Source organism: Micromonospora sp. NPDC048999, assembly GCF_040649295.1.
Taxonomy (GTDB): domain Bacteria; phylum Actinomycetota; class Actinomycetes; order Mycobacteriales; family Micromonosporaceae; genus Micromonospora.
Window position 1 is genome coordinate 729834 of record NZ_JBEZFI010000001.1, and the last position, 25745, is coordinate 755578.

General features: G+C 70.9%; 20 protein-coding genes. 7 read left to right on the forward strand and 13 right to left on the reverse strand.

The genetic code is table 11. The annotated features are described in order from the left end of the window. Positions 1-253: 253 nt before the first annotated feature. Entirely contained in the window at positions 254-922 is a 669-nt protein-coding gene (locus AB0C02_RS03550; protein WP_357540660.1) for a GNAT family N-acetyltransferase, read from the forward strand. A 28-nt stretch (positions 923-950) separates the two neighbouring features. Here AB0C02_RS03550 and AB0C02_RS03555 read toward each other — a convergent pair whose 3' ends face one another. The 7 genes from AB0C02_RS03555 to murJ all read right to left on the reverse strand — a co-directional run bounded on the left by AB0C02_RS03555 (position 951) and on the right by murJ (position 9282). Then, positions 951-2108: an N-acetylmuramoyl-L-alanine amidase gene (locus tag AB0C02_RS03555; protein ID WP_357540662.1), complete on the reverse strand. Its 1158-nt coding sequence runs from the start codon at positions 2106-2108 to the stop codon at positions 951-953. Between the two features lie 199 nt (positions 2109-2307). Beyond that, positions 2308-2631 (reverse strand): thioredoxin, encoded by a 324-nt coding sequence (trxA, locus tag AB0C02_RS03560; RefSeq protein WP_357540664.1) that lies wholly within the window; start codon positions 2629-2631, stop codon positions 2308-2310. A 33-nt stretch (positions 2632-2664) separates the two neighbouring features. Next, entirely contained in the window at positions 2665-3618 is a 954-nt protein-coding gene (gene trxB / locus AB0C02_RS03565) for a thioredoxin-disulfide reductase (RefSeq protein WP_357540666.1), read from the reverse strand. A 194-nt stretch (positions 3619-3812) separates the two neighbouring features. Continuing rightward, positions 3813-4790: a hypothetical protein gene (locus tag AB0C02_RS03570; RefSeq protein ID WP_357540668.1), complete on the reverse strand. Its 978-nt coding sequence runs from the start codon at positions 4788-4790 to the stop codon at positions 3813-3815. Beyond that, the gene (gene sigM / locus AB0C02_RS03575) at positions 4787-5515 is read right to left on the reverse strand and encodes an RNA polymerase sigma factor SigM (protein WP_357541025.1); all 729 of its coding nucleotides are present in this window, start codon (positions 5513-5515) and stop codon (positions 4787-4789) included. Before sigM ends, AB0C02_RS03570 begins: the two co-directional genes overlap by 4 nt. Positions 5516-5561: 46 nt before the next feature. Then, positions 5562-7178, reverse strand: coding sequence for a protein kinase family protein (locus tag AB0C02_RS03580; RefSeq protein WP_357540670.1), 1617 nt, complete (start codon positions 7176-7178; stop codon positions 5562-5564). Between the two features lie 349 nt (positions 7179-7527). Then, positions 7528-9282, reverse strand: coding sequence for a murein biosynthesis integral membrane protein MurJ (murJ, locus tag AB0C02_RS03585; RefSeq protein WP_357540672.1), 1755 nt, complete (start codon positions 9280-9282; stop codon positions 7528-7530). 128 nt (positions 9283-9410) lie between these two features. Between murJ and AB0C02_RS03590 the strand changes: the two genes are divergently transcribed. After that, a complete protein-coding gene (locus AB0C02_RS03590) occupies positions 9411-10871 on the forward strand; it encodes a CCA tRNA nucleotidyltransferase (protein WP_357540674.1) in 1461 nt (486 codons plus the stop codon). Positions 10872-11054: 183 nt separating this feature from the next. After that, positions 11055-13103, forward strand: coding sequence for a S8 family serine peptidase (locus tag AB0C02_RS03595; RefSeq protein WP_357540676.1), 2049 nt, complete (start codon positions 11055-11057; stop codon positions 13101-13103). A gap of 73 nt (positions 13104-13176) precedes the next feature. Here AB0C02_RS03595 and AB0C02_RS03600 read toward each other — a convergent pair whose 3' ends face one another. Then, complete coding sequence (locus tag AB0C02_RS03600; protein ID WP_357540678.1) at positions 13177-14685, reverse strand: SPFH domain-containing protein; 1509 nt, start codon at positions 14683-14685, stop codon at positions 13177-13179. 23 nt (positions 14686-14708) lie between these two features. After that, the gene (locus tag AB0C02_RS03605; protein WP_357540680.1) at positions 14709-15233 is read right to left on the reverse strand and encodes a hypothetical protein; all 525 of its coding nucleotides are present in this window, start codon (positions 15231-15233) and stop codon (positions 14709-14711) included. 94 nt (positions 15234-15327) lie between these two features. On the opposite strand from AB0C02_RS03605, the gene AB0C02_RS03610 reads away from it, so the two are divergent. After that, on the forward strand, positions 15328-15816 hold the full coding sequence (locus AB0C02_RS03610; RefSeq protein WP_357540682.1) for a methylated-DNA--[protein]-cysteine S-methyltransferase: 489 nt from the start codon (positions 15328-15330) through the stop codon (positions 15814-15816). Between the two features lie 113 nt (positions 15817-15929). On the opposite strand, the gene AB0C02_RS03615 is transcribed toward AB0C02_RS03610, so the two are convergent. Both AB0C02_RS03615 and AB0C02_RS03620 read right to left on the reverse strand, forming a co-directional pair. Then, positions 15930-17009 (reverse strand): inositol-3-phosphate synthase, encoded by a 1080-nt coding sequence (locus AB0C02_RS03615; RefSeq protein ID WP_357540684.1) that lies wholly within the window; start codon positions 17007-17009, stop codon positions 15930-15932. A gap of 24 nt (positions 17010-17033) precedes the next feature. Next, positions 17034-17672 (reverse strand): PadR family transcriptional regulator, encoded by a 639-nt coding sequence (locus tag AB0C02_RS03620; RefSeq protein WP_357540686.1) that lies wholly within the window; start codon positions 17670-17672, stop codon positions 17034-17036. Positions 17673-17846: 174 nt separating this feature from the next. Between AB0C02_RS03620 and AB0C02_RS03625 the strand changes: the two genes are divergently transcribed. The 3 genes from AB0C02_RS03625 (at position 17847) to AB0C02_RS03635 (ending at position 22955) form a co-directional block, all read left to right on the forward strand. Further along, on the forward strand, positions 17847-18311 hold the full coding sequence (locus tag AB0C02_RS03625) for a DUF5318 domain-containing protein (RefSeq protein WP_357540688.1): 465 nt from the start codon (positions 17847-17849) through the stop codon (positions 18309-18311). A gap of 194 nt (positions 18312-18505) precedes the next feature. Beyond that, positions 18506-21322 carry a transglycosylase domain-containing protein gene (locus AB0C02_RS03630; protein WP_357540690.1) on the forward strand — a complete coding sequence of 939 codons (2817 nt, stop codon included), beginning with the start codon at positions 18506-18508 and terminating at the stop codon, positions 21320-21322. A gap of 121 nt (positions 21323-21443) precedes the next feature. Then, on the forward strand, positions 21444-22955 hold the full coding sequence (locus AB0C02_RS03635) for a glycosyltransferase 87 family protein (RefSeq protein ID WP_357540692.1): 1512 nt from the start codon (positions 21444-21446) through the stop codon (positions 22953-22955). Here the strand turns inward: AB0C02_RS03635 and AB0C02_RS03640 are convergent. Together AB0C02_RS03640 and AB0C02_RS03645 are read right to left on the reverse strand one after the other, a co-directional pair. Beyond that, positions 22952-24847, reverse strand: coding sequence for a hypothetical protein (locus tag AB0C02_RS03640; RefSeq protein WP_357540694.1), 1896 nt, complete (start codon positions 24845-24847; stop codon positions 22952-22954). The genes AB0C02_RS03635 and AB0C02_RS03640 overlap by 4 nt on opposite strands. Continuing rightward, the gene (locus AB0C02_RS03645) at positions 24844-25632 is read right to left on the reverse strand and encodes a deoxyribonuclease IV (RefSeq protein ID WP_357540696.1); all 789 of its coding nucleotides are present in this window, start codon (positions 25630-25632) and stop codon (positions 24844-24846) included. Before AB0C02_RS03645 ends, AB0C02_RS03640 begins: the two co-directional genes overlap by 4 nt. Positions 25633-25745: the final 113 nt, after the last annotated feature.

Here is a 25745-nt window from a genome sequence, read left to right on the forward strand (position 1 = left end):
GCCCGGTGTCGTACCCGCATTGCCGGCAACCATGGCGGCGCGGGACGCCGTTCGCTCGATCGTAGTCCGCGTTGGTCGAGGTTGACCCCGCCCGGTGGTGGTCGTCCACATCCCGGACCGCTCGGGTGGGCGTTCGCGCGTCCTTTCCCGTACGGTCGGCTGGGGGCGTACGATCGCTCGTCGGGGGCAGGGAAGGCGGCGGCGTGAGAACCGCGCTGGTTGCAGCTTTCGAGCCGATGGTGGGGATGCGCTGATGTCGCGACGTCTGGTCAGTCTGACCCTCGACACCCTCGAGGATCTGCCCCGCAGCTGCCGGCGCTGCGTCTACTGGGAGCTGGATCCGGTTTCGGCCGACCGGGCGTGCGCCGCCGGTGACCCCGGGCTGGAAAAGGAGGCCTGGGTCTCCCAGACGCTGCTGGAGTGGGGCTCCTGCGGAAAACTCGCGTACGTCGACGGCATGCCCGCCGGTTTCGTCATGTACGCCCCGCCGGCGTACGTTCCGCGCTCGATGGCCTTTCCCACCTCGCCGGTCTCCGCGGACGCCGCGCTGCTGATGACCGCCAACGTGGTGCCCGCCTTCGCCGGCGGCGGCCTGGGCCGGATGCTGGTCCAGGGGGTGGCCCGGGATCTCACCAAGCGGGGCATCAAGGCGATCGAGGCGTTCGGCGACGCGAAGTTCGGTGACGACGGGGTGGACGACCCGAGCCGGGCCTGCCTGGCACCGGCGGACTTCTTCCTCTCGGTGGGTTTCAAGACGGTCCGCCCGCACCCCCGCTACCCGCGCCTGCGGCTAGAGTTGCGCACCGCGCTGAGCTGGAAGTCCGACGTCGAGTACGCGTTGGAGAAGCTGCTCGGCTCGATGAGCCCGGAGACGCTGTTGCGCCCGGTACGCCCGGCCCCGGCCACCCGCGCCCTGGGCTGAGCCGGCGCGGCCCGCCGAGCCGGGTGCCTCAGTCGGCCACGGTGCCGGCGGCGACGATCGCCCGCAGCTCGCTCACGTCGATCGAGCCGGTGGGGACGTCCCGCTCGATCGGGAAGTACATCCGTTGCACCGCGGCCACGATCGCCTCGACGATCCTGTCCCGAAACCGGGGGTCGACCAATCGACCCCGGTCCTCGGGCGAGGTCAGGTAGCCCACCTCGACCCGGACCGCCGGCATCTTCGTCAGCCGCAGCAGGTCCCACGCCTTGGCGTGGGTACGGCAGTCCCGCAGCCCGGTTCGGGCGACGATCTCGCGCTGCACCAGGCCGGCCAGCCGCTCGCCGGTGGCAGAGGTGACGCCGTTGTCGGTGCCGTAGTGGTAGGTGGCCACCCCGTTGGCCGCCGGGTTGGCGTGCCCGTCGGTGTGCAGCGAGATGAACACGTCCGCGCCGAGGGCGTTGGCGAGCTGGGCGCGGTCGGCGTCCGGCAGGCAGCTCTCCGGCGACGGGCCGCGGGTGAGCTGGACCCGTACGCCGGCTGCGGCCAGCCGCCCCTCCAGCCGGCTGGCCAGGTCGTGCACGACGTCCGCTTCGGTCCAGCGCAGCGGGCCGTCGGGCACCACCTCGCCGGGGTCGGTGCCGCCGTGTCCCGGGTCGATCACCACGGTCCGCCCGACCAGGGCCGGCCCGGCCTGGCGAATGGCGTCGGACTCGCGGAGCCACTGCGGGCGCCCACCGACCACCTTCCGGCCCAGGCGGCGCAGCGTGTTCATGGTGTGCGGACCGCAGGCGCCGTCCGGCGTCAGCCCCATCTCCCGCTGGAACTGCGCGACCGCCCGTGCGGTGCGGATTCCGTAGATGGCATCGGCGCGGCCCGCGTCGTACCCCATCTCCAGCAGGCGTTCCTGCAGCGACCGGACGTCCTCGCCGATCAGCGGCTCCGGCACGGCGTGGTACAGCGTGCGGGCGCCGAGCCGCCAGCGGGCCGCATCGAGCGCCCGCCAGGTCTCCGCGCCGACCCGCCCGTCCACGCTCAGCCCGCGGGACTGCTGGAACGCCCGGACCGCGCGTTCGGTCTCGGCGTCGAACTCGTCCCGCCCGTCGGACGGAAGCAGATCGAGGCCGGTGAGCACGGTACGGATCTCGGCCACCGCGGCTCCCCGGTCACCGGGTCGGATGGGACGCACGACGACCCCCTCTGCACGGACGCTGGCCGGGTATTCCGACGGAGGTGCTGCCCCTCGCCGGGGATGCCTACGGAGCGTACCGTGCCGATCACCAGCCGGCTCCCGGGTTTGTCCAGGTCAGGGGTCGTTCCGGTGGGGAATGCGGAAACCCCCGTGCCCGGGATGCGGGCGACGGGGGTTTCGCGGGCAGAACGCCGGCTCAGAGCGCGGATTCGATGAGCTTGACCAGCTCGCCCTTGGGCTTGGCGCCGGCGATGGACTGCACCGGCTCGCCGTTCTTGAAGACGGTGAGGGTCGGCACCGACATCACCCGGTAGGTGCGGGCGGTCTCGGGGTTCTCGTCGATGTTGAGCTTGACGATGGTGACCTGGTCACCCATCTCGCCCGCGATCTCCTCGAGCAGCGGCGACACCTTGCGGCACGGCCCGCACCACTCTGCCCAGAAGTCGACCAGGACCGGCTTGTCGGACTTCAGCACGTCGCTCGCGAAGCTCGCGTCGGTGACCGCCTTGGTTGCTCCCACTATGACCCCTCCTCCGGGACCTTTTGAAAATTTTCAGTCTTGCAGGGTGGCGATGAACCGCTCGGCGTCCAGCGCGGCGGCACAGCCCGTACCGGCCGCCGTGATCGCCTGCCGATAGGTGTGGTCGACCACGTCGCCGGCGGCGAAGACGCCCGGGATGTTGGTCCGGGTGCTCGGCGCCTGCACCTTCACGTACCCCTCGCCGTCGAGTTCCACCTGGTCGCGGAAGAGCTCACTGCGCGGGTCGTGACCGATCGCCACGAAGACGCCGGTGACGTCGAGCAGCTTGGCCTCACCGGTGTGCACGTTGCGGACCCGGACGCCGCTGACCTTGCCGTCGTCGCCGAGGATCTCCTCGATGACGGTGTTCCACTCGACCTTGATCTTGTCGTTGGTGAGGGCGCGCTCCGCCATGATCTTGCTGGCCCGGAACGAGTCCCGGCGGTGGATGATCGTCACCGACTCGGCGAACCGGGTGAGGAAGCTCGCCTCCTCCATCGCCGAGTCGCCGCCGCCGACCACCACGATGTGCTGGTTGCGGAAGAAGAAGCCGTCGCAGGTGGCGCAGGACGACACACCGTGGCCCAGGTATTCCTGCTCGCCTGGCACGCCGAGCGGACGCCACGCGGAGCCGGTCGAGAGGATAACGGCCTTGGCCCGGTAGGCGGTCTCGCCCACCCACACCGTGCTGACCGTGTTCGAGCCGACCTCGCCGGTGTCCTTGAGCTCGACCCGGGTCACGTCGTCGGTCAGGAACTCGGCGCCGAACCGCTCGGCCTGCTTGCGCATGTTGTCCATCAGCTCGGGGCCGAGGATGCCGTCCGCGAAACCGGGGAAGTTTTCCACCTCGGTCGTGGTCATCAGCGCGCCACCGGACTGCACGCCCTCGATGACGAGCGGCTTGAGGTTGGCGCGCGCGGCGTAGACCGCCGCCGTGTAGCCGGCCGGCCCGGAGCCGATGATGATCAGGTTGCGGACCTCGTCCACTGCCGTCTCCCGATGTGTGTGTTCGTCATCTACTCCGGCTGATCTGCCGCCGGGGACGATGCCGATCCCGAGTGCCGACGGCTCGGTGGCGTCGGCGCCTGACTTGCAGAACGTCATCGTACGAAGCGACGATTCCCGAGCCGGCCATCCGGTGGGTCACGTCACGCGGCGGGACAGCCCCGGCGACCGCGACCTCACCCTACCCGCGTACGGAAGCGGGTGTCCGCGCCGGACCCGGGCACCCCGCACTCCGGCCCGCTCGCCCACGCCCAGCGTTCGCCGTGCGCGTCGAGGAAGGTGACAACCAGTGCCGGACGCCCCTCGAACGACGCGTAGTCGATCAGCTCGACGGTGAGCGGGCCGGCCGCGTGTTCGGCGCCGATCGCGCGGAGGCAGGACTGCAGTGCCTCGGGCCGGGCGAGCCGGTCCAGACCGTCGGCCGCCGAAAACCGCGGTGGGGCCACTTCGCTCGCCTTCCAGCCCTCGGCGGCGGCGAGCGGGCGCCGAGTGCCGGACAGCTGCTCCGGGCCGTAGTCGGTGCCGCTGTGCCGGGCCGGGCCGGTGGTCCGGAAGGGCGCGGCGCCCTGCGGGACGGCACCGCCCGAGGCCGAATCGGCGACCGTGCCACCGTTGGCAGTCACGGCCGTGTCGCCGCGGCCCGCGTCGGTCAGGTTGCTGAACGCGAAGCCGACCGCGGTGACCGAGGCGGCCGCCAGGGCGACCGGCCCGGCGATCCGGGCCCAGCGCCGAGCACGCCGGCCCGGGCCCGTGTTGCGGCCCGAACCCTCGGCTTGCCGGGCCGGCCCACCGGCCCGCTGCGCCGGCACGGCGGTCATCGGTCGCCCCGTGGGCCGTGGCTCGCCGGACTTCCGATCCGCCTGGTCGAGGGTCCCGTCTGCGTCGACCGGAGCCGGTCCGGCGTCGGCGAGCGCCGCCGAGATCCGGTCTGTCACGGCCGGCGGAATCTGCGGCGCGGGAGCGGCGGCCCAGTCGGCCAGGTCGGCGTGGACCAGGTCCACCGCTCGGGCCAGCCCGGCGTACGCGGTGCCCCAGGCCGGGTCATCCTCGATCAGTCGAGCGACGGACGTCTGCTCCGGGGTGCCGTCCAACACCCCGCCGACGTAGTCGGCGAGCAGGTCGTGGTCGACCCCGCTGAACTCCCCGGAAGTCACGACTCCTCCTGGCTGGCGTCCCGCCGGGACCGCCCCGACGTCGATCCGACGCCCTCGGGCGGCCGGCGGTTCCCTCCGGTGACGCGGGGCACGTCCGTCGTCGCGTCGGAACCGGTACGCAGGTGCCCGAGGAGCACGGCCAGCCGGGCCCGCCCACGGGCGCAGCGGCTCTTGACCGTCCCCTCGGCCACGCCGAGGATTCGGGCCACCTCGGCCACCGGGTAGCCCTGCACGTCCACCAGGACCAGCGCGGCGCGCTGCTCGGCCGGCAGTTCGGCGAGGGCCTGCCGGACCACCAGCGCCGTTTCGTGGTCGCGGGCCGGAGCCGCCGGCTCCACCCCGCCGGTGTGCCGGCCGGGCTCCCCGTCGGTGTGCACCCCGTCCGGCAGCGGCACCGTGGCGTGTGTCTGACGCCGCCGGATCCGGTCCAGGCAGGCGTTCACCACGATCCGGTGCAGCCAGGTGGTCACCGCCGAATCGCCGCGAAACCGGGCCGCCGCCCGGTGCGCCGACAGCAGGGCGTCCTGGAGCGCGTCGGCGGCCTCCTCACGGTCGCCGAGGGTACGCAGGGCCACCGCCCAGAGCCGGTCCCGGTGCCGGTGGAACAGCTCGGTGAAGGCGTGCCGGTCGCCGTCGACGTGGGCCCGGAGCAGCTCGAGGTCGGACGCCTCGGCCGGCAGGTCGTCCCCGGTCGCCGGCCGGATCGTCCGCCCGCCGCGACCCATCGTCACCACGTCCAGGGGAGGCGGTGCGGCGGTCGCGGCGGACGGCTCACGAGCTCGTGCCCGTGACCGTGATCTCCTGGACCCCCAGCTTCCAGCCGTCCCCGCTGTCCTTCTTCGGCAGCTCGGTGATCCAGAAGAGCAGGTAGCGGTATTGCTGCTCCGGGTCGAACCCGTCGAAAATCATCTTCGTGCCGTCGTGCTTCACGAACGGCTGGCCGATCTGGGTCTTGTAGCTGGCGAAGAGTTTCTTGTCGCCGGACGAGCTGGACGGGAACTCGTCCTTGCCGACGAGCAGCTGGGCCGAGGCGCCGGGGGACGACAGGACGGCCTGCAGCGACTTGACGGTGTGCGGGGAGCCCAGGTCGATCCAGATCCCCATGCCCCGCTTCAGACCGCCGAACTTGCCATTGTTCCGATAGGTGGCGGTCTCCCAGCCCTGGTCGTCGTCGCCGTCGATAACCTTCTCGGCGTTGCGCACCTCGGCGCGGTCGCTGCTGTCCGGGTCGATGATCCGGACGTCCTGGATGTTGAGCTTGTGAACCGGCGCGGCGGCCGGGGTCGTGGCGGGCGCGGTGGTGGGCGCGGTAGGCAGCTCCTCGGCCACCGCGCCCTTCTTGTCGTCGCCACCGAGCACGCTGATCCCGACGAGCAGCCCGACCAGGGCCACCGCCAGCAGCCCGGCGATGCCCAGCGCGACCTTGCGACCGCCCGTGGTGGCCAGCGGCGTGGGCTCCTCGCCGGTGTCGGCGGCGAAGCGCAGCGGGCCGGCCGGCTCCAGGAAGTGCTCCTCGGCGGGGACGTCGAGGCGGTTCAGCTCGGCCGCCAGCACGTCCGACGACGGCGGGGCGATCTCTGGATCGAGCAGGTCCATGGTGAGGTCGTCGAGGTATGCCGGCACCCCGGCGCGTACCTGGCGGGGAGCGGCGATCGCTCCGCCGGCGTCGCGTACCGCGTCCGGGATCGCGGCGCGGCCGTGCCCGGCGGTGGCGCCGTGCAGCGGGGCCTCGCCGTGCGGCCAGTGGCCGGTCAGGGCGAAGTAGAGGACCCCACCGACCGCCCGGACGTCGTTCTCCTGGCTGTCCTCGCCGTCGGTGCGCGCGTCGGCCAACACCACCCGACCGTCGTCGCTGATCATCACGGTGCCGGGGTGGACGTTGCCGTGCACCATGCCGGTGGCGTGCACCGCGGCCAGAGCGCTCGCGACGGCGCTGCCGATGGCGGTCGACCGGGCCGGATCGAGCGGCCCGTCGGTGGTGACCAGCTCGCGCAGGGACCGTCCGTCCACCCACTCGCGGACGACGTACGCCCGGTTGGCCTCGTCGATCGCGTCGTAGACGCCGACCAGGTTGGGATGGATCACCCGGCTCGCCGCGACGGCGGCCTGGAGCATTTCGGTGGCGGAGTCGCCACCCGGGTAGCGGAGGACCACCGCGACGGGACGGCGCAGCACGACGTCGACCCCACGCCAGACCAGCCGGCCCGCGCTGTCGTTGTTGATGTGCTCGACCAGCTCGTACCGATCGGCAAGGAGTTCACCGGCCGTGGGAGCACCGAAGGTCATGACCGGAGGGGCGGTCTCCTCCGCCTCCTGACCCTCGCCGACCTGGGTCACCAGTCCTCCCTCGGTGATCGTGTCGATCGATGGACCCGTGCTGCTGGGCATGTGGCTTTCCGCTCTGCCTTCGAAGGAACCGGCACGCCCGCGTCGGCACCTGCCGTACCCGTCGAGAGCGACCTTACCCGGGATGCCCGGTTCTCCGACATGTCATCTTCCCTGCCGGCGCATGCACTAGCCAATCTAGAGGTTGACGGCAAGTAGTCGACGCAGGGGCGTGCCCGGTGTGGCGGCCTCGGGGTCCCTCGACGCATTCCCCCGGTTCGGCCGGCCATCCTCGTCCTTACGGTTGGTTGTCCACAGGCCGAGAGGCCCATCCAGCCGCGAAACTCCGAGTTATCCACAGCCGTATCCCCAGGCTGGTGATCCTCGTTCACCGTCCGTCACCGCAGCCGGGTCAGCGGCCGAGCCGCCGCCGCACCATGCCGACCACCTCGGTGATCTCGCCGATCCGCAGCACCATGGCCAGCCCCAGGTACGTCGCGCCGATCACCGCGCCGCCGACCAGCAGCCGGACCGCGGCGGCCAGCCAGCCCAGGTCCGCCGGGTCGCCGGGCAGCAGGTTGACCACGAGCAGGCCGACCAGGGCCGCGCCCAGCGCGGCGGCGAGCACCCGGCCCATGGTCCGCATGATCTCGCCCAGCCCGATCCGGCCCACCCGTGGACGCAGCAGGATCGCCGAGATCACCGCCGCCGCCACGTACGAGATGGCGTTGCCGAGCATCATGCCGGCTGCCGCGAAGGTGGCCGAGAAGCCGAGGAAGAGGCCGATCTGGAGGAGCACCCGCAGCGCCACCACCGGGATGTTGACCAGGGCCGGGGTCTTGGTGTCCGGCAGCGCGTAGAAGGCGAAGGTGAAGAGCTGGCTGATCGCGAAGGGCACCAGGCCGGCCGCCGCCACCAGCAGCACGGTCGAGGTGGCCACCGCGTTGTTGCCGGTGAAGGCGCCGTGCCGGAAGAGCACGACCGAGATCGGGCCGGCCAGTACCGCGTAGCAGACCGCGACCGGAGCGAGGACGGCGGTGACCATCCGGGTGCCCCGGGACAGGTCGGCGGTGACGTCGCGGAACCGCCCCTCGCCGGCGGCGGCGCTCATCCGGGGCATCAGCGCGGTGATGATCGAGACGGCGATGATGCCGTGCGCCATCATCAGCAGCAGAAAGACGTTGTTGTAGATCAGCAGGCCGGCCTTGGTCTCGCCCTTGCTGTCCGCACCGGCGGCCCGGGTGAGCAGGTTGACCACCACGAACAGGCCGAGCTGGTTGACCCCGACGTAGCAGAACATCCAGGCCCCGAGCCGGGCCAGCTCGCCCAGGCCCAGCTCGCGGAAGTCGAACCGCCACTTCCACCGGAAGCCGACCCGGCGCAGCGCCGGCAGCAGGCCGGCGGCCTGCACCGCCACGCCGAGCAGGGTGCCGCCGCCGACCAGCAGAATCCGACCGGGGGTCATCTCCCCCGGCTTCAGCGCCTTGGCGCCGTAGACGCCGATGTACAGGCCGAGGACGCCGATCACCACCAGGTTGTTCAGGATCGGCGCCCACATCGGCGCGGCGAAGTGCCCCCGGGTGTTCAACACGGCGGCGATCAGCGCGCTCACCCCGGTGAAAAAGAGCATTGGCAGCATCAGGTAGGACAGGTTGTTGACCAGTCCCTTGTACGCGGCGTCCTCGCCGCCGGCGTAGATCGCGGTGAGCACCGGTGCCGAGACCACCGCCAGCAGCGCGGCGGCGGCCAACGTGAGCACCGCCAGGGTCAGCAGCCGCTGGGCGTACGCCTCGCCCCGGTCCGGATCGATCTTGCGGCGCCGGACCAGCACCGGGATCAGCACGCTGGTGAGCACGCCGCCGAGCAGGAACTCGTACACCTGGTTCGGCAGGAACTGGGCCGTGGTGTACACGTTGCCGACCGTGTTGCCGAGGGTGGCGCCGATCATCAGGGTGCGGATGAACCCCGTACCCCGGCTCACCAGGCTGCCGACCGCCATCACCATGCTGTTCGCCGCGGCGCTGGTCTCCGCGACCACCTCCTGCGGCGGCGCGGTGGCCTCGACGCCCGGCATGTTCAGCGGCTCGGCGGAGATGAAGGTGGCGCCGTCGTACGGCGGCGGCTCGCCGCCGTGCGCGTTCGCGCTGCGGTAGAGCCCGCCGCTCATCTCCAGCCTCCAGGGGTACGTCGGAGCCGGACCTCCGGGCCCGCACGCCCAAGACCTTAGTCAACCTCGGGGGCTTACCCACGCCCGGCGCAATAGATCGCACCCCGGCCCGATAGGCTGGCGATCCCATGTCCGAAGCTTCCGCCTCCCACGCCGCCGACCGTCGCGAGCTGACCGCAGCGCAGCGCAACGCCGTCGCCGAACTGCTCCGCGTCTCGCCGGTCGCCGACGAGCTGGGCCGGCGCTTCGCCCGGGCCGGCCACGAACTGCACCTGGTGGGCGGATCGGTACGCGACGCGCTGCTCGGCCGCCTCGGTGAGGACCTCGACTTCTGCACCGACGCCCACCCGGATCAGACCATCGGGATCGTCCGGGGTTGGGCGGAGTCGATCTGGGAGACCGGGCGGGAGTTCGGCACCATCGGCTGCCAGCGCGACGGGCTGCGGCTGGAGATCACCACCTTCCGGGCCGAGGCGTACGACCAGGTCAGTCGGAACCCGATCGTCGAATACGGGACCAACCTGATCGACGACCTGAAGCGCCGGGACTTCACCGTCAACGCGATGGCGGTCAGTGTCCCCGAGCATCGGTTCACCGACCCGTACGGTGGCCTGGCCGACCTGGCCGCCAAGGTCATCCGTACCCCGGGCACGCCTCGGGAGTCGTTCGGCGACGACCCGCTGCGGATGCTGCGCGCGGCCCGGTTCGCCGCCCAACTCCGGTTCACGGTGCACCCGGACGTGCGCGCGGCAATGGTCCGGATGGCCGCCGACCTGGACCGGATCACCGCCGAGCGGATCCGGGACGAGTTCACCAAGCTGCTCTGCGGCGCGGACCCGATCACCGGGCTGCGGCTGTTGGTCGACACCGGGCTGGCCGAGCGCTTCCTCCCCGAGCTGACCGGGCTCAAGCTGGAGATCGACGAGCACGCCCAGCACAAGGACGTCTACGAGCACACCCTGACCGTGGTCAGCAACGCGATGTCCATGGAAGAGGACGGCTGCGACTTCGTGCTCCGGATGGCCGCGCTGATGCACGACGCCGGCAAACCGGCCACCAAGGCGGTCGGCCCGGACGGTCGGGTCAGCTTCCACCACCACGAGGTGGTCGGCGCCCGGCTGACCAAGGCCCGGATGAAGGCGCTGCGTTACCCCAAGGACGTCACCTCCCAGGTGGTCAAGCTGGTCGGCCTGCACCTGCGCTTCTACGGGTACGGCCGGGGCGAGTGGACCGACTCGGCGGTGCGCCGCTACGTCACCGACGCCGGTGACCTGCTGTCCCGCCTGCACAAGCTCACCCGTTCCGACTGCACCACCCGCAACCGGCGCAAGGCGGCCCAGCTCGCGGCCGACTACGACGCGCTGGAGGAGCGGGTCGCCCGGATCGCCGCCGAGGAGGATCTGGCCCGGGTCCGGCCCGACCTGGACGGCAACGCGATCATGGAGCTGCTCGGCGTGCCGCCGGGTCCGGTGGTGGGAAAGGCGTGGCAGCACCTCAAGGAGCTGCGGCTGGAGCGTGGCCCGCTGGATCGGGACGAGGCCGAGGCGGAGCTGCTGCGCTGGGCCCGGGAGCAGGGCGTCGTCGACTGATCCCGGTGCCCGCGTGACGACGGTACGCCAGCGTATCGACCGAACGGTGGACGCGATCGATGGTGACCATCGTGGATGATGATGGGACCGCTACCAGTCTCCCGGCCTGTCTGCCGTGAGGCTGTGCCGAGCGGTTGTCCACCCGTCCGATCCGGACGGTTCGCCGGAACACGGGGAGTTCTAGTGACTCAATCTGGCGCACTGCGCCGCTCCACGCTGGCGGGGATCGCTCTCGCCTCCGTGACCTCCATCGTCTGTGCCGCTACCGCTGGCGGCGCGATGGCCGCCCCCGCCGACCCGCACCGGGCACCGGTTCGGGGCGCCGGCACCACCGACGCCGTACCTGACCGGTACATCGTCGTGCTCAAGGACCGTAAGGCCAGCCCCGCCAAGGTGCGGTCCCGCGCCTCGGCGCTCGCCAGCGCACACGGTGGCTCGGTCCGCCAGGTGTTCACCAAGGCCCTCAACGGCTACTCCGCCAGCATGAACTGGCGGCAGGCGGAACGGCTGGCCGCCGACCCCGACGTGGCCTACGTCGAGCAGGTCCGGCGTTACCGGGCCACCGGCACTCAGCCCAACGCGCCGTGGAACCTGGACCGGATCGACCAGACCACGGCCAAGCTCAGCGGCTCCTACAACTACCCGTCCACCGGGGCCGGTGTCACCGCGTACATCGTGGACACCGGCATCGACATCAGTCACCCGGACTTCGGCGGGCGGGCCAGCTGGGGCACCAACACCACCGCCGACGAAAACGACACCGACTGCGACGGCCACGGCACCCACGTCGCCGGCACCGTCGGCGGCACCAAGTACGGCGTGGCCAAGGGCGTCAAGCTCGTCGCGGTGAAGGTGCTGGACTGCGAAGGCTCGGGCACCACCGAGGGGGTCGTCGCCGGCATCGACTGGGTGACCCAGGACGTGACCGAGAACGGGGTCAAGCCCGCCGTGGCGAACATGAGCCTCGGCACTGACGAGATCGACAGGGCCGTCAACGACGCGGTCGCCCGCTCGATCGCCTCCGGCGTCACGTACGCCGTCGCGGCGGGCAATGAGGACATGGACGCGTGCAAGACCTCGCCGGCCGCCGTGTCGACGGCCATCACCGTCGGCGCGACGGACCGGGTGGACTTCCGGGCCTGGTTCTCCAACTACGGCCGCTGCGTGGACACCTTCGCCCCCGGCGTCAACATCACCTCCACGGCGCCGGGCAACAAGACCGCGGTGATGGACGGCACCTCGATGGCGTCTCCGCACGTGGCCGGCGCCGCGGCGCTGCTGCTTCAGGCACACCCGACCTGGAGCCCGAAGCAGGTGCGCGACAACATCGTCACCACCGGTATCGGTGGTGCCGTGCACGACCCGATGGGGTCGACCAACCGGTTCCTGCACGTCGGCGCGGTGAAGCTCGCCCGTAGCTCGTACGGCCTGAAGGCGCGGTCCAACGGCAAGTTCGTGGTCGCGGATCAGAAGGGCACCAAGTCGCTGATCGCCAAGAGCAAGTCGCTCGGCGGTTGGGAGAAGTACGACGTCGTCGACGCCGGCAAGGGTTTCGTGGCCCTGCGGGCGAAGGCCAACGGCAAGTACGTGACGGCGGACAAGAAGGGCACCAAGTCGCTGATCGCCAAGGCTAAGAAGATCGGCGGCTGGGAGAAGTTCAAGATCATCGACAACACCGACGGCACGGTGAGCCTGAAGGCGAACGCCAACGGCAAGTACGTCACCACGCCCAGCAAGGGTGCCAAGCCGCTGATCGCCAAGAGCAAGTCGATCGGTGCCTGGGAGAAGTTCGACTTCGCCGCGCCGGATCCGGTGGTCGGCATCAAGTCGAAGGCCAACGGCAAGTACGTGACCGCGGACAGCAAGGGCACCAAGCCGCTGATCGCGAAGGCCAAGACCGCCGGCACCTGGGAGAAGTTCGAGATCGTCAACGTCAAGGACGGCATCATCGGCCTGCGCGCCAAGGGCAACGGCAAGTACGTGACCGCGCCGAGCGCGGGCGCCAAGCCGCTGATCGCCAAGAGCAAGTCGCTCGGTAGCTGGGAGGAGAAGTTCGCCTTCCTGGACTACAACGTCGACGGCTCGGTCTACCTGTTCGCGTTCGCCAACTACAAGGTGGTCACGGCCGGCGGCAGCGGCACCAGCCAGCTGAAGGCCAGCCGGAACATCAACTGGGAGAGCGAGACCTTGGGCCTCGGCAACGGTGAGAAGTTCTTCTTCGTCGTCCTGTAAGCCCTGATAACGGCGGCGCCCGCCGGAGTTCCCCGAGAGGGGGCCCGGCGGGCGCCTTCGTTTCCGGTGGTGCTCAGTGCTCGACCGCGGTGCCGTCCACCGTCGTCTTGCCGTTCATCTGCGCGCCGCCCAGCTTGGCGAGCAGCCCGGCCAGGTCGATGCCGGTGAGGTCGCTGCCGAGCTGCAGGCCCTGGGCCACGTTGTCGGCCACCGACTTGGTCAGCGACGACGCGCCGTCGGTGGAGATGACGGTCATCTTGTCGATCGCGCCGATCGGCGCGCTGGCCGCCCCGACCACCTGCGGCAGCACCTTGACCAGCAGGTCCAGCACCGCGGCCTCGCCGTACGTGGCGAACGCGTCGGCCTTGCGGGCCATCGCGTCGGCCTCGGCCTGCCCCTTGGCCAGGATAGCCGCGGCCTCGGCCTGGCCCTCGCGCTCGACCGCCTCGGCGATCGCGGAGCGCCGGCGCTGCTCCGCCTCACCCTCCTTGGCGCCCTCGATCGCGTTCGCCTCGGCCAGCGCGGCCCGGCGGGCCCGCTCGCCCTCACCGATCAGCCGGGCCTGCTCGGCGGCGGCCTGGGCGGCGGCGATGGTGGCCTGCCGCTCGGCGTCGGCCTGCAGCACCGCCGCGTTGCGGGACGCCTCGGCCTCCTGCTCGACCTTGTACCGGGCCGCGTCGGCCGGCTTGCGCACCTCGGTGTCGAGCTGGCGCTGCTTCAGCTCGGCGTTCCGCTCGGCCACCTTCTGCTGCTCGGAGAGGATGGCCTGGTCCCGCTCGGCCTGGGCGAGCGGCCCGGCCGCCGCCGACTTGGCCTTGGCCGCGTCGATCTCCGCCTGGATGGCCGCCTGCTTGAGGGAGAGGTTTCGGTTTGCCTCGGCGATCGCCTCCTCGGCGAGCAGCCGCTCCTGCTCGGCGGCCTGCCGGGCGCGGGCCTCGGCGATGGAGGCGTCCTTGAGCACCCGGGCGGCCTCCGGCCGGCCCAGGTCGGCCAGGTACGACCCTTCGGCCAGGATGTCCTGGAGCTGGAAGGTGTCCAGCACCAGGCCCTGGTTGGTCATCGAGTGCTCGGCCTCCTCGGCCACCGCGCTGGCGAAGGCGGCGCGGTCCCGGATGATCTCCTCGATGGTGAGCCGGCCGACGATCGAGCGCAGCGCGCCGGCCAGCACCTCGCGGGTGAACTCCTCGATCTCGTTCTGCTGGTGCAGGAAGCGCTGGGCGGCGGCGCGGATCGCGTCTTCGGTGCCGCCGACCTTCACGATCGCGACACCCTGCAGGTTGGCGCGGATGCCCTGCTTGCTCACCGCGCCCTGGATCTCGACGTGGATCCGCCGGCTGGACAGGTCGAGGGACTGCAGCTTCTGCACGATCGGCAGGACGAAGACCGACGCCCCCATGACGACCTTCTGGCCGGACATGTCGGTGGAGCGCCCACCGTCGGCGGTCTGGGTGGTCCGGCCCTTGCGGCCGGTGACGATGAACGCCTCGTTCGGGCCGGCCACCTTGATCCGGGAGAGCACGAAGAGGACGAGTAGGACGGCGAGGAGGACCGCGCCGCCGATGGCGACGAGCAGGGGTGTCATGGCAGTTCCGTCTCTGCTGGGGATCAGTAGGTTTCGACGTGCACGCTGGTCTCGCTGAGCGCCTCGACCACGAAGATCTGGGCGCCGACCGGGATCGCGCGGTCGGCGCGGGCGTTGAGCTTGACCGGCTGGCCGGCGAGGCGTACCCGGACCTCGCCGTAGCCATCGGCGGGGACCGGGGTCACCACCAGGCCGACCGCGCCGACCAGATGGTCCCGGGTCGGCGTGGCGTCCGTACGCATGTTCCGCGCCGCGCGGGTGAGCCGGGCCGCCAGCCAGCCGGTGGGCACGGCGGCGAATACGCCACCGGCCACCGCCGCCGCGATCATCCCGGGGGTACGCCCGCCGATCAGCTCGTTGACGATGGCGGCGCCGAAGCCGAACGCCCCGGTGAACCCGGCGACCGCCTCCAGCGACACCGGACCGTCGACGTCCGGATGGCCGAAGCTGAACAGGTCGGCGCCGAGCAGGGCGAGCGCCAACACGCCGGCCCCGACCCCGCCAATGATCAGAAAGATGAGCGTCCCGGTGGCCACGACCTGCACCATATCGACACCGGGCAAGCCGCCCGGCTGCGCGACCACTCAGCACGATCTTGGACGGGATGCGGATGGCGCGGCGGGCGCGGGGCAGAATGGCCGCATGGGTTGGACCGTGCTCGACTCGCCGATCGGAGAGTTCTCCGTCGGCACCGACGGCGAGGCCGTCCGCGGGGCGCACTTCGGCTGGGTGGAGTCGGCGGTCGAGCAGCCCGGCGACGAGGTGGCCGCTCGCGCGCTGGCCGAGCTGCGTGCGTACTTCGCCGGTGAGCTGACCGAGTTCACCGTTCCGGTGGTGCCGCCCCGGGGGTCGGAGTTCGAGCGGGCGGTGTGGCGGGAGATGACCCGCATCCCGTACGGGGAGACGAAGACCTACGGCGAGGTGGCGAAGGCGGTGGGTGACCCGGGTGCGGCCCGGGCGGTCGGGGTGGCCTGCAACCGGAACCCGATCCCGGTGATCGTGCCCTGCCACCGGATCGTCGGCGCGGGCGGCAAGCTGGTCGGCTTCGGCGGCGGCCTGCCGCGCAAGGTGACCCTGCTGGAGTTGGAGGCCCGGGTGGCCCTGGAACGGGCCTGGTCACCCGGCTGCTGAGCGCCGAGAAGCGTGTCCCGCTTAGCCGGATAGGCGAAGATCTTGGTGGATTTCGGCCCCCAATGACGTTGAAGGCCGGGTCCGTGTGGACCCGGCCCTCGACGGTCAGATCGTCAGCGCTCGATCTCGCCGGCGATGAACGCCTCGACGGCGGCGTGCGCGTCGTGGTCGGCGTACTGCACGGGCGGGGACTTCATGAAGTACGAGGAGGCGGAGAGGATCGGGCCACCGATCTTCCGGTCCAGCGCGATCTTCGCGGCCCGGACGGCGTCGATGATGACACCGGCCGAGTTCGGCGAGTCCCACACCTCGAGCTTGAGCTCGGCGTTGAGCGGGGTGTCACCGAAGGAACGGCCCTCCAGGCGGATGTACGCCCACTTGCGGTCGTCGAGCCACGGCACGTGGTCCGACGGGCCGATGTGCACGTCGCTCTTGGCCATCTCGTGCGGGATCTGGGAGGTCACCGACTGGGTCTTCGAGATCTTCTTCGAGACCAGGCGGTTGCGCTCCAGCATGTTCATGAAGTCCATGTTGCCGCCGAAGTTGAGCTGGTACGTGCGCAGCAGCTCGACCCCGCGGTCCTCGAAGAGCTTGGCGAGGGCGCGGTGCACGATGGTGGCGCCCACCTGGCTCTTGATGTCGTCACCGACGATCGGCAGGCCGGCGTCCTCGAACTTCTTGGCCCACTCCGGGTCGGAGGCGATGAAGACCGGCAGGGCGTTCACGAACGCGCAGCCGGCGTCGATCGCGGCCTGGGCGTAGAACTTGTCGGCCTGCTCGGAGCCGACCGGCAGGTAGGAGACGACCACGTCGACCTGGGCGTCGCGCAGCGCCTGGGCCACGTCGACCGGCTCGACGTCCGACTCCTCGATGATCTCGCGGTAGTACTGCCCGAGACCGTCGAAGGTCGGGCCGCGCTGCACGGTCACGCCGGTCGGCGGCACGTCACAGAGCTTGATGGTGTTGTTCTCGCTGGCGACGATCGCCTCGGCGAGGTCCATGCCCACCTTCTTGGCGTCCACGTCGAACGCCGCGACGAACTTCACGTCGGAGACGTGGTAGTCGCCGAAGGTGACGTGCATGAGACCCGGGACGCGGTCGGTCGGGTCGGCGTTCCGGTAGTACTCCACACCCTGTACGAGGGACGAGGCGCAGTTACCCACACCGACGATGGCGACGCGGACGGAGCCCATAGCGTCTGCCTCCTTCTTCTTTCATCACGGCCGCTCTGTCCTGGACTCTCCAGGCGGGGGCGGGCTTTCGTTTTCTCGTCGACCGCCGGCCGTCCCGGGTTCCGGGACCGTCGGGGCTCGGCCGGAGCGCTCGTTGGCGATGAGCTCCTCCAGCCAGCGGACCTCGCGCTCACAGGCATCTAGGCCGTGGCGCTGCAGCTCCAGGGTGTACGCGTCGAGTCGCTCGGCGGCCCGGCCGAGCACGTCGCGAAGGCCTTCGCGACGTTCCTCGATCCTGCGGCGGCGACCTTCCAGGATCCGAAGCCGGGTGGCCTGGTCGGTCCGGGCGAAGAACGCGAAGTGCACGCCAAAGCCCGTGTCGTCGTACGTCTCGGGTCCAGCCTGCGCTATCAGCTGGGCGAACCGTTCCTTGCCCTCCGCGGTAATGGTGTAGACCACCCGACCACGGCGGCTGGTCAGCGCGGGAACCTCCTCGGCGGTCGCGGGTGCCTCGGCGGCTTCGGTGATCCATCCCGCCGCCTGCAGCCGGCGCAGGGTCGGGTAAAGCGAGCCGTAGCTGATCGCCGCCCGGATGGCGCCGAGCTTGGCGGCCAACTCCTTGCGCAGCTCGTAGCCGTGCATCGGAGCCTCCTGCAGGAGGCCGAGGATGGCGAGCTCGAGCACGGGCCACCCCTTCTTACCCCTGGCGTGGAGGCGTAACCGCCGCGATGTATCGGACCGATACATCGCACGTTAGCGGAGACCCATGATTAGGGCAAACTATTCGACATGCGGTTTTGCGATTACGGATCGTGACGGTGGTCGCCTCATCCGGCCGGACCGCGTACCCTTTGCCGCATGCGTACGCAGCGCCAGGTCGTCGACTACTCGCTCCGGAAGCGAGCGGTGCTGCGTGATCTGCTCGCCGCCCGGATCGGCCGGTACGACGTCTGCGACGCCTCCCCGTACCTGAAGAACGCGGCTCGGTTCCACGGCGAACCCACCGAGGAGCGTTGCCCGATCTGCCGCAGCGACAACCTCGTGCATGTCCACTACATTTACGGCGACGAACTCAAGCAGTCCGCCGGGCAGGCGCGTACCCGGGCCGAGTTGTCGGTCCTGGCGATGACGCTGCGTGAGTTCCAGGTCTTCGTGGTGGAGGTCTGCCCCGGTTGTGCGTGGAACCATCTCGTCGAGCAGTACCTGCTCGGCCTGGACGGGCTGCCCGGCATCGCGGAGGACGGGTCGGAGCCGCAGGCGGTGAGTGGCTCGTCCGCTCCGGCCGGCTCCACCCCTCGTCGGAGGCGAGAGGCGCAACGGTGAGTTCGGCGCTGCCGGTCGACCCCGGTCCGACGTATGGGCGGGGCGATCGACAGCCTTCAAGTCTGATTGGTCCGATTAGGTCGGATTCGATCGCTGCACCCCGGTACGCCCGGGGGGTAGCGACTCGTGTTCCAGCTCACGGCAACCCGGTGGCGGCGCCCCTGCGCCCCATCGCGACCGGCAGGGTGTGAGGAATGAACTACGGCGATCCCAGTTCTTCGCGTGGGCGGGCCCAGATCCCGGGCCCGTACGGCGACCACGATCAAGGCGGTAGCCCGCGCGGGAACGACTGGTCATCCGGGTCGGAAGGCGGTGCCTCGGCGCGCGCCTCCGTGCCGCCCCGCGGCTCCGCGTCCGGCGGACGCGCCTCGGTCGGCGGTGTGGCCCCGGCACCGCGCGGTGCTTCCGGCTCGGCCTCGGTGGGTCGGCCCGGCCGCGCCTCGGTGCCGGTGTCGCCGGGTGCGGCGGCGGGCGCGGGCCGCGCCTCGGTGCCGGTCTCTCCGGGTGCGCCGGCCGGGCGCGCCTCCGTCGGCGCGGCCAGCGTGGGTACGGCCGGGCGGGCGAGCGTCGGCTCGGCGGGTGGACGGGCCGCGGTGGCCCGGGCCGGTGTGTCCGGCGCGGCGGGTGGCGGCTCCGGTGGGCCGGGCGGCCCGAACGGTCCCGGCCGCAGTGGTCGCGGTGGCCGTGGTGATGACCCGGCCGCGCGGGCCCGGGCGAAGAAGCGCCGGCGGATCAACATCCTGATCGCCGGCTTCGCCGTCTTCATCATGATCGCGGGTATCGGCGTCGTCGGTTTCACCTACTACTCGACGAACGTCGTCCTCCCCGACCAGTTGCCGATGCCGCTGTCCACCACGGTGTACGCCAAGGACAACAAGACGGTGCTGGCCAAGCTCGGCGAGGAGAACCGTCAGCTGGTCAAGATCGCTGACATTCCGGTGCACGTGCAGCACGCGGTGGCCGCGGCGGAGGACCGGAACTTCTACCGGCACTCCGGCGTGGACTACAAGGGCATCGCCCGGGCCGCCTGGAACAACCTCACCCGCTCCGACAAGCAGGGCGCCTCCACCATCACCCAGCAGTACGCCCGCAACGCCTACGCGAGCCTCAAGGACGACACGTACGCCCGGAAGGTGAAGGAGGCGATGCTCGCCTCGAAGCTGAACGACACCTTCACCAAGGACCAGATCATGGAGCACTACCTCAACGTGATCTATTTCGGGCGCGGCGCGTACGGCATCGAGGCGGCGGCGCAGACCTACTTCGGCAAGCACTCGAAGGATTTGGACGCGGCCGAGGGCGCGGTGCTTGCCGGCCTGATCAAGCAGCCGGAGGCCACCGACGCGCACCGGGGTTACGACCCCGCCGTCAACCCGGAAGACGCCCAGGCGCGGTGGAAGTACGTGCTCGACGGTATGGAGATCGAGGGCTGGCTCAACGCGCCGAACACGCCGGCGCGGCCGACCGAGTATCCGAAGAACGTCCTGAAGCCGAAGGCGGTCGCGGACACCGGCTTCGGCGTGAAGAGCCCCCGCGGCAACGTGATCAACTATGTCCGGCAGGAGATGGACCAGTGGGGCATCTGCTCCGACACCGGGGCGGCCGACAAGATCAGCTGTGTCGACGCGCTGCGTGACGGCGGATACCGGATCCAGACCACGATCGACCCGAAGCTCCAGACCCTGGCGGAGAACACCGCCATGCGGGCCAAGAAGAACTCCGAACTCGCCGGCCAGCCCAAGAACCTGATGGCCGCGCTGGTCTCGATCGAACCGAAGAGCGGCCGGGTGCGCGCCTACTACGGCGGTGACAGTGGCGTCGACTTCGACTACGCCGGCAAGAACGTCGACAAGAACGGCGACCTGACCGGCGGGCATCCGCCGGGCTCGTCTTTCAAGATCTACAGCCTGGCGGCGGCCGTCAACGCCGGCATCTCGGTGAAGTCGCACTGGGACGCCACCCCGTTCACGCCCGACGGCTACGGCGCCCCGATTCAGAACGCCAACCGGGATGTGAGCCGGACCTGCGGCAAATATTGCACGCTGGAATACTCGACCATTCAGTCGTACAACGTGCCGTTCTTCCACCTCGCCGAGGACATCAAGCCGTCGACCGTGCTGGACATGGCCAAGCAGGCTGGTGTGTCCACGGTCTGGACCGTCGACCCGCCCCAGGCGTATGACCTGACCAAGAACAAGTCGGAAGATCTCGCCCCGAGCAAGTTCGACCGGGTGCTGGCGTACGGCCAGTATCCGGTCACCGTGCTCGACCACGCCAACGGCGTGGCCACGCTCGCAAACGAAGGCACCTACAACAAGGCCCACTTCGTGATGAAGGTCGAGAAGCAGAACGTGGACACCGGCAAGTGGGAGCTGGTCGCCAGCGAGAAGCTCAAGCCGCAGCGGCGGATCCGCGCCGACGTCGCCAAGGAGGTCACCGGCGTCCTCAAGCAGATCCCCGGGCCGAACAACCGGTCCCTGCAGAACGGTCGGCAGGCCGCCGGCAAGACCGGTACCTGGGAGTCGGGACGTAACGCCTCGCTCAACGCCCATGCCTGGATGGTCGGCTACACCCCGCAGCTCGCCACCGCCGTCTGGGTGGGTAGTCGGGACCAGAAGAAGCCGGAGATCATCGACAAGAACGGCCAGAACATCGGTGGTTCCTCCCTGCCGGGCGCCATCTGGCAGCGGTTCATGAACGCCGCGCTGGAGGGCACGGACAAGGAGCCCCTGCCGTCGGTCACCGGGATGGGCGACCAGAACGCCGGCAACGGCGTCAAGCCGGTCGAGCAGCCGCCCGAGGAGCAGCCGGATTGCCCGATCCCCGGGTTCTGCCAGGACGGCAACGGGAACGGCAACGGCAACGGGAACGGCAACGGCAACGGGAACGGCAACGGCAACGGGAACGGCAACGGCAACGGGAACGGCTTCCCCTGGCCGGGCCAGGGCAACGGCAACGGCGGTCGCGGTGGTGGTCTGCTGCCCAGCACGCCACCACGCCAGACGTACTGATGGCATGGCCTGACGACGGCGGCCGGACCAGTGGTCCGGCCGCCGTCGCCGTGTCCGGGTAGCGAAATTTCTGCCGTTGAGACGGGACGGGATACCCCGACATGCGGCAGGATGCCTGTCCATGAGCACCCAGTCGACGGCGCGCATCGATGAGAGCGGACCCGTGGATCACCCGTCCCGCTCGGACGGCTTCGTCCGCGGCGCCTCGGAGCTGATCGGCGGCCCGCTCGGCGACCACGCGGTCGCCCTGCACCGGCCGGTGGACCGGGAGGGCCGGTTCTGGACCGCCGCCCGGATCGTGCTGGCCCTGGTCTGCCTGACGCTCGCGCTGCACTGGGTGCAGAAGTCGCCCTGCCAGAACGGCGCCTGGCAGAACAACGTGCAGTACACCCGGATGTGCTACACGGACGTGCTGGCGCTCTACTACGCCGAAGGGCTCAGCGACGGCAAGGTGCCCTACGCCGACCACCCGGTGGAGTACCCGGTGCTGACCGGCTACTTCATGGGCGCGCTCGGCCTGCCGGTGCACGCCCTCGGCGTGAAGAACCCGAGCATCAACCAGGGCCAGTGGTTCTACAACCTGAACGCGCTGGTGCTCAGCGTGCTCGCCGTCGCCACCGTCGCGGTCATCCTCAACCTGCGTCGCCGACGACCCTGGGACGCGGCGATGTTCGCGCTCGCCCCGGCCCTGCTGCTCACCGCCACCGTCAACTGGGACCTGCTCGCCGTCGGGCTGGCCGCGTTCGGGCTGCTGGCCTGGGCGCGTCGCCGCCCGGCGACGGCCGGCGTCCTGCTCGGCCTGGCCGGGGCGGCGAAGTTGTGGCCGCTGTTCCTGCTCGGCCCGATCGTGGTGCTCGGGCTACGGGCCGGCCGGCTGCGCGCCGCGCTCACCGCCGCCGCGACGGGCCTGGTGGCGCTGGTCGTGGTCAACCTGCCGGTGGCGATCCCGTACCGGGACAACTGGAACCGGTTCTTCGAGCTGAACACCACCCGGCCGATCGACTGGGGCACCCTCTGGTACATCGGCCGCTACCTCGACGGCAAGGTCAGCCCGTCCGAGCCGGGTGACCTCGGGCCGTTCGAGTGGCTGAGTGCCCACATCTCCACCCTCAACTGGGTGTCGTACCTGCTCTTCGGGATGGCGTGTGTCGGCGTGGCCGCGCTGGCGCTGCTCGCCCCACGCCGGCCCCGGCTCGCGTCGCTCGCCTTCCTGGTGGTCGCCGCCTTCCTGATCTTCAGCAAGGTCTGGTCCCAGCAGTTCGTGCTCTGGCTGCTCCCGCTCGCCGTGCTCGCCCGGCCGCGCTGGGGGGCCTTCCTGGCCTGGCAGGTCGCCGAGATCTGCTACTTCGCCGCCTTCTACGGCGAGTTGCTCGGCTCGACCACCGGCCGGCCGGTCTTCCCCGAGGGGGTGTTCGTGCTGGCGGCCAGCCTGCGGCTGGTCACCGTGGCGGTGCTCTGCGGCTTCGTGATCCGGGACATCGTCCGCCCCGAGCGCGACGCGGTCCGCGCCACGTACGCCGACGACCCGGACGGCGGCGTCCTCGACGGCGCCGAGGACGCCCCCTGGCACGAGCGCTGGCGCAACCGCGTCCGCCCGCCCACCGATCCGGTGACCGCGCCCGCCGCCGCTTAGCGCAGCTGGTAGACCACCGCGTCGCCGACCTCCTCGCGGGAGATGCCCAGCCCGTCGGTCGGCCGGTCGAGGAGCCCCTCCCACGGGGTGTTGTCGAGCAGATCGGGCAGCACGACCACGGTCTTCACGTCGAGCTGGCGCAGAAAGTCGACGCTGGCCTGGTCAGGGAACCCGACGGCGACGTCGCGCACCTGGGCCTGGCGGACCGGGGTGAAACCGCTGCCGCCGTTGACCACGTCCTGGAACCGGCTGGTCGACCAGAGCATCACCGACTGGTCCAGCGCCTGGCTGCTGGGCAGCACCAGCATCGGGCCGTCGACCACCCGCATCACCGCCGGCTGCTCCGGCACCACCGGGTGCGGGGTGATGTTCAACCCCTCCACGACGACCAGGAGCAGCGGCAGCAGGGTGGCCAGCCGCAGCCACGGGCCGGGCCACGACGGGATCCGCTCGGCGGCGAGTTCGCGTACCCGGGCGCAGAACGCGGTGACCGCGCCGGCGGCGAGCAGGCCGAGCAGCAGGGTGGTCCAGAGCATCAGCCGGCCCGGCGTGCGTAGCCCGTTCCAGCCGGGCAGGTAGTCGAAGAGCGGCACGTAGGTGAACCGGCCGCCGAAGAACTTGGTGCCCATGGCCAGGGCCATCGTCACCAGCACTCCGGCGAGCAGGAAGATCCGGTGACGTACCCGCCAGACCGAGAAGAAGAGCCCGCCGGCCGCCAGGGCGTAGAGCACGAAGCCCGGCAGCAGCGTCATCTCCGAGTGCCAGGGCAGCACGGCGCGCGCCCCCTCGTGCAAAGGACCCCAGATCCGCGACTCCGCCGGGGCGGTGAAGAACCCGCTGGCCGGCGGCGAGTAGAAGTTGATCTCGGCGAGCGTCCGCGCCGCGTTCGGGTGCAGCTCCGCAACCTTGAAGTACGGCACCGCCAGCAGCGCGCCCACTGCGGCGAAGAGCACGGCCCCAAGCCCGTCGGCGAGGAGCAGCCGGCCACCGAACGGGCGCTTCACCGGCCGCACCACCCAGCGCCGGGCGAACCAGATGACGGCCGCGACCGGCACGATGCCGGCCAGCAGGTAGGCGAACGGCAGCCCGATGCCGAAGCCGAGGCTGAGCTGCCACGCCGCCACCAGCCAGCCGGCGAACGCCCAGCCGGCGTGGCGGCGTTTGGGCCGGTAGCCGTGGCGGAGGGACCAGCCGTGCCCCCGGGCGAGCATCGCCAGCGCCAGCGGGATGCCGCCGTTGGAGAGGATGTGCAGGTGCCCGGCCTGGGCCAGCAGCCAGGGCGCGTACGCGTAGGCGGCACCGGCCACCGCGGCGCCGATCCGACCCGCGCCGAGCTGCCGCGCCAGCGCGTACGCCCCGAGCGTGGCGAGGGCGTGCGCCAGCACGAACATGATGTTGTAACGCAGCACGGCGTCCTCGGGGCCGTGACCGAGCATGCCGGCCGGCGCGTAGCCGAGGAGCGTGTCGGAGAAGGCGAAGCTCCACCGCTCGGGGAAGAACGTGTTCGACTGCCAGAGCTGTCCGGGGTCGGTCAGCAGAATGTGCCCGGACCAGGCCATCTGCCAGGACTGGAGGCTCGGGTCCCAGTAGTCCTGCGGCAGCGTGTAGCGCGCGTAATACAGGGTGGGCCAGGTCATCAGGACGGCCAGCACCAGCGAGGCGACGGCGGCCAGGGTCCACTCGTGCACCAGGAACCGGCCCACCGCGCGGACCGCCCGGCGTGGCCGGGTGAGCACGGGATCCGGGGCGGGACCAAAGGCGGACCAGGGGTCGGCCGGCTGCGCACTCTCGGTGGGCGTGTCCTTCTCGGTGGCCGCGCCGGCGGACTCGGCCTCGTCGGTCTTCTCGGGCCCGTCGGCTCCGCCGGTGGCGTCGGACTGCTCGGTCGTCATGCCGCCGCCCCCGCGCCCAACTGTCGGCGCAGGAAGGCGATGTCCGCAGCCTGGCCCTCGACACCGCCCGGCGTCTCCACGATGACCGGCGCACCGGCCGCCCGGATGACCGCCACCACCAGCTCCGGGTCGATGGTCCCGCCGTCGAGGTTGTCGTGCCGGTCCTGCCCCGAGTTGAAGGCGCCCTTGGAGTTGTTCGCGTGGATCAGGTCGATCCGGCCGGTGATGGCCTTGATGCGGTCCACCAGGCCCAGCAGTTCCTCGCCGCCGGCGTGCGCGTGGCAGGTGTCGAGACAGAAGCCCACCTCGTAGTCGCCGAGCGCGTCCCAGAGCCGAGCCAGCGCGTCGAGGTGACGGGCGCAGGCGTTGTCGCCGCCGGCGGTGTTCTCGATGAGGACCGGCAGCGGGAAGCCGCCGGATTCCGCCGCGTACGCGAAGGTCTTGCGCCAGTTGTCGAAGCCGACGGCGACGTCGTCCCCGGCGTTGACGTGACCGCCGTGCACGATCAGCCCCTTGGCCCCGATGGCCGCCGCGGCGGCCGCATGGCCGAGCAGCAGCTTGCGGCTGGGGATCCGGATCCGGTTGTTCAGCGTGGCCACGTTGATGACGTACGGCGCGTGCACGTAGAGGTCGACGCCGGCGTCGCGCAGCCGCTCGGCGTCCTCCCGGGCCTTCGGGGCCTTCCACCCCTGAGGATCGGAGAGAAAGAACTGCACGGCCTCGGCGTCCCGGGCGGCCGCCTCGGCCAGTGGGTCGGTCGGATCGACGTGGGCTCCGATTCGCATGCACGGCAGCCTACGTCGCGCCTGTGATGAGCGGGCAGGACGCGCGTGTCGGTGCCCCGCACCGGGTGCGGGTGGCGTCACCAGCGGGCCCCGCGGTCGTTGTCCGAGGTGGG

What these genes read in the sequence shown, in the direction of transcription:
- AB0C02_RS03550 (WP_357540660.1), top strand. Translation starts at nt 254, where the DNA reads ATGTCGCGACGTCTGGTCAGTCTGACCCTCGACACCCTCGAGGATCTG.
- sigM (WP_357541025.1), bottom strand. Translation starts at nt 5,515, where the DNA reads ATGGGTCGCGGCGGGCGGACGATCCGGCCGGCGACCGGGGACGACCTG.
- AB0C02_RS03580 (WP_357540670.1), bottom strand. Translation starts at nt 7,178, where the DNA reads ATGCCCAGCAGCACGGGTCCATCGATCGACACGATCACCGAGGGAGGA.
- murJ (WP_357540672.1), bottom strand. Translation starts at nt 9,282, where the DNA reads ATGAGCGGCGGGCTCTACCGCAGCGCGAACGCGCACGGCGGCGAGCCG.
- AB0C02_RS03590 (WP_357540674.1), top strand. Translation starts at nt 9,411, where the DNA reads ATGTCCGAAGCTTCCGCCTCCCACGCCGCCGACCGTCGCGAGCTGACC.
- AB0C02_RS03600 (WP_357540678.1), bottom strand. Translation starts at nt 14,685, where the DNA reads ATGACACCCCTGCTCGTCGCCATCGGCGGCGCGGTCCTCCTCGCCGTC.
- AB0C02_RS03605 (WP_357540680.1), bottom strand. Translation starts at nt 15,233, where the DNA reads ATGGTGCAGGTCGTGGCCACCGGGACGCTCATCTTTCTGATCATTGGC.
- AB0C02_RS03610 (WP_357540682.1), top strand. Translation starts at nt 15,328, where the DNA reads ATGGGTTGGACCGTGCTCGACTCGCCGATCGGAGAGTTCTCCGTCGGC.
- AB0C02_RS03615 (WP_357540684.1), bottom strand. Translation starts at nt 17,009, where the DNA reads ATGGGCTCCGTCCGCGTCGCCATCGTCGGTGTGGGTAACTGCGCCTCG.
- AB0C02_RS03625 (WP_357540688.1), top strand. Translation starts at nt 17,847, where the DNA reads ATGCGTACGCAGCGCCAGGTCGTCGACTACTCGCTCCGGAAGCGAGCG.
- AB0C02_RS03630 (WP_357540690.1), top strand. Translation starts at nt 18,506, where the DNA reads ATGAACTACGGCGATCCCAGTTCTTCGCGTGGGCGGGCCCAGATCCCG.
- AB0C02_RS03635 (WP_357540692.1), top strand. Translation starts at nt 21,444, where the DNA reads ATGAGCACCCAGTCGACGGCGCGCATCGATGAGAGCGGACCCGTGGAT.
- AB0C02_RS03640 (WP_357540694.1), bottom strand. Translation starts at nt 24,847, where the DNA reads ATGACGACCGAGCAGTCCGACGCCACCGGCGGAGCCGACGGGCCCGAG.
- AB0C02_RS03645 (WP_357540696.1), bottom strand. Translation starts at nt 25,632, where the DNA reads ATGCGAATCGGAGCCCACGTCGATCCGACCGACCCACTGGCCGAGGCG.